General features: G+C 65.7%; 4 protein-coding genes and 1 pseudogene. 2 read left to right on the top strand and 3 right to left on the bottom strand.

Annotated features, from left to right (window positions below):
- Positions 1 to 461: hypothetical protein (locus tag CVO76_RS16785; RefSeq protein ID WP_208740202.1), on the top strand; the 461-nt coding region annotated here is incomplete at its 5' end.
- 162 nt (positions 462 to 623) lie between these two features.
- Here the strand turns inward: CVO76_RS16785 and CVO76_RS16780 are convergent.
- Together CVO76_RS16780 and CVO76_RS16775 are read right to left on the bottom strand one after the other, a co-directional pair.
- On the bottom strand, positions 624 to 995 hold the full coding sequence (locus CVO76_RS16780; RefSeq protein ID WP_133081498.1) for a VOC family protein: 372 nt from the start codon (positions 993 to 995) through the stop codon (positions 624 to 626).
- Positions 996 to 999: 4 nt separating this feature from the next.
- Positions 1,000 to 1,716, bottom strand: a complete 717-nt coding sequence (locus tag CVO76_RS16775) for an EAL domain-containing protein (RefSeq protein WP_244186077.1) — start codon at positions 1,714 to 1,716, stop codon at positions 1,000 to 1,002.
- Positions 1,717 to 1,921: 205 nt separating this feature from the next.
- Between CVO76_RS16775 and CVO76_RS16770 the strand changes: the two genes are divergently transcribed.
- Positions 1,922 to 2,248, top strand: a complete 327-nt coding sequence (locus tag CVO76_RS16770) for a DUF1905 domain-containing protein (protein WP_208740201.1) — start codon at positions 1,922 to 1,924, stop codon at positions 2,246 to 2,248.
- Between the two features lie 26 nt (positions 2,249 to 2,274).
- Here CVO76_RS16770 and CVO76_RS16765 read toward each other — a convergent pair.
- Positions 2,275 to 2,514 (bottom strand): annotated as a pseudogene (locus tag CVO76_RS16765) (hypothetical protein); the annotation flags it as partial.

The raw sequence follows: 2,514 nt of genomic DNA, 5'->3' as shown, positions 1-2,514 counted from the left end.
CCGCCACACGGGCCCGCCGCAGTTGGTTCGTAGCCGGCACCCTGGCGGTCCTCTTCGCCCTCGCGTACACCGTGGGGTGGTTCCTCGGGCCCCGCCCCGATGCCGTCCTGCATCAAAGCGCCGGCGGAGGAGACGAGGTGGTGTTCTCGATGCTGGACTTCCTGGGAGCCGACGTCGACCGTTCGAGCATCCGCGGCTATGAACCGTATCGAGGAGTCGAACCGTGGTTCGCCGTGGACAGGCAAGGTCTGCAGTGCTTCATGATCATCGACCGCTCGGGTCCCATGGTCGACGGCGCCAACTGCGTCCCGCCCGGGGTCGGTCTCTTCGCGGACATCGGCACACTGCACCTGTCGCGGGAAGACCCCGGTGCAAGCCTCCCGGACGGGAGTATCATCCGGTTCCACCACCGCGGAGACTCGGTGGACGTCTTCGTCTATCCTGCGTCGAAGGCCGACTGAGCCCCGACCCCGGAGAACACGACGACGGGCCCTGCCGGGAACACGAGGAGGCGTGCCGCAACCTTGTATGTGCTCGATGAGTGCCGGGTTGAGGATGTCCGTGGCACGATCACCCTGCCTTGATGCCGGCACGCCCGGCGGGTTCCGGCGGGCCGGGTGGGCTCAGGAGTCTGCTCCTGCTGGTTGCCACAGCTGGATACTGTTCCCTTCGGGGTCCAGGAGCGAAGCGAACAGTCCGTTGGGGTAGGCCTCGTCGTCACGATCCACGGGGATTCCCGCTGCTTCGAGCTGCCGGACCATGGCGGCGAGGTCGGCAACGCGGAACGTGACAGCCCACGATTTCCCGGCCGGGATGTGCCCGGAGTCCGCCGACAGACCGGAGAAAACCGTCGCTCCCCCGTTCTGCCGCCATGACGAGGTGTCATAGGACGCCGGCGGTGGATCGATGCCCAGATGCTCGGCGTACCAGCGAGACAGCGCCCCTGGATCCTCAGCGCGGAAGAAAAGGCCTCCGATGCCTTGCACCCGTTCCATGGAGTTACGCGACAGCGGGAACGCCAGGAGCGGACCAGCGATGGATCGGCGGGAGTTCCTCGAAGGCCGGCCTCGCGAACCAATACCCCTGGAACAGGCGGATGCCGGCCGCTTTCAGGACCAGGAACTCCGCCTCGGTCTCGATACCTTCCGCGAGGAGCGTGATGCCGAGAGCCTCGCTGATGCTCACGATGCCGGCGACGACGGCCCGGCGAGCCGGGCTGGTGTCGATTCCCCGGATGAGCTTCATATCGATCTTGACGAGGTCCGGCTGGAACTCGACGAGGAGCCCCAGACCCGCATGACCGGCACCGAAGTCATCGATGGCGGTGGTGAAGTCGTGCTTGCGATATTCGGTGATGATGTTCGTGAGATGGGCGGTGTCCGAGACTTCCTCGTTCTCCGTGAATTCGAACATGATGGCCGACGTCGGGAAATCGAACTGCCGGGCAGCCCGGAGCGTCGCTCGGAGGCATGCGGCCGGCTCGTAGACCGCGTTGGGCATGAAGTTGATCGACAGCTTCAGGTCCTCGCCGGCAGGAAAGAGGCGCGAGGCCAACTCGATGGCTTTGACGCGGCAGTCCTGGTCGAACCGGTACATCTGCTCCGGAGAGATCTTCGACAGGACCTCATGGGCGTCCTCGCCCGATAGTCCCCTGACCAGCGCTTCGTAGCCCCAGACGCGGTTGTCGATCGCGTCATAGATGGGCTGGAAGGCCATGCTGAAATCGAAGTCGAGCTTCGAAGATGTCGTGCACCCATCGCAGGCCATGCCTGATTCCCCCTCACCGATTACTTCCACCATAACCACATACGCCGTGGGCGCGCCGCAAGTTCTCATCGCGCATGGAAGGCCAGGAGCCGGCTGGAGAATCGGGTAGGAACAAGGGTTGACGCTTCGGCGCTGGCCCGGGACTCTGGCCCGTATGGAGCAGACCTTCACCGCGGAATTGTTCGAGTGGCGTGGCCCGGCCCCGTTCTACTGGGTCACGGTGCCCGAGGAGGTGTGCGAGTACGTTCGCATCGAGGCCGGGCGGGCGACCTACGGCTGGGGAGTGATTCCGGTATCGGTGCGCATCGGAGGAACCGGATGGGAGACCTCACTGCTCCCCCGCGACGGCGGCTACGTGCTGCCGGTGAAGAAGGTGGTCCGCCTCCAGGAGCGCATCAACGAAGGACGAGCGGTTGCGGTAGCGCTGCAGGTGGCGTCACGCGGCGGTCGAGCCGCCAACGGGACCGGCTCCACGATGTGACACTCCGTCGTCTGGAGGGTCGGTGATCAGCGCCCCGCGCTGCTGGGTACGAGGTCGCCCGCGAGGTCGACCTCGAACCAGGCGGCCCGGACATGACTCCTGCGATGTGCCGTGCCGGCACCCTCCCCTTCCATGTCTCCCAGGTCCGTACCGGGCCACTGCGGATGGGTGAAATACACGATGGCAGCGCGGTTCGCCTGGATGACCACGTCGGCATGCCGGGCCGCGACAGGGAGACCCTCGAAGGTCTCCGGTGCGGTGAGGAT

The organism is Arthrobacter agilis, assembly GCF_002953615.1.
Classification (GTDB): Bacteria; Actinomycetota; Actinomycetes; order Actinomycetales; family Micrococcaceae; genus Arthrobacter_D; species Arthrobacter_D agilis_B.
Note: the sequence above shows the minus strand (reverse complement) of the source record. Positions and strands in the feature narration are given on the sequence as shown.

Excerpts from the sequence above, each read along its gene's own strand:
- CVO76_RS16770 (WP_208740201.1), top strand. The coding sequence starts at position 1,922 with ATGGAGCAGACCTTCACCGCGGAATTGTTCGAGTGGCGTGGCCCGGCC.
- CVO76_RS16780 (WP_133081498.1), bottom strand. The coding sequence starts at position 995 with ATGGAACGGGTGCAAGGCATCGGAGGCCTTTTCTTCCGCGCTGAGGAT.
- CVO76_RS16775 (WP_244186077.1), bottom strand. The coding sequence starts at position 1,716 with ATGGCCTTCCAGCCCATCTATGACGCGATCGACAACCGCGTCTGGGGC.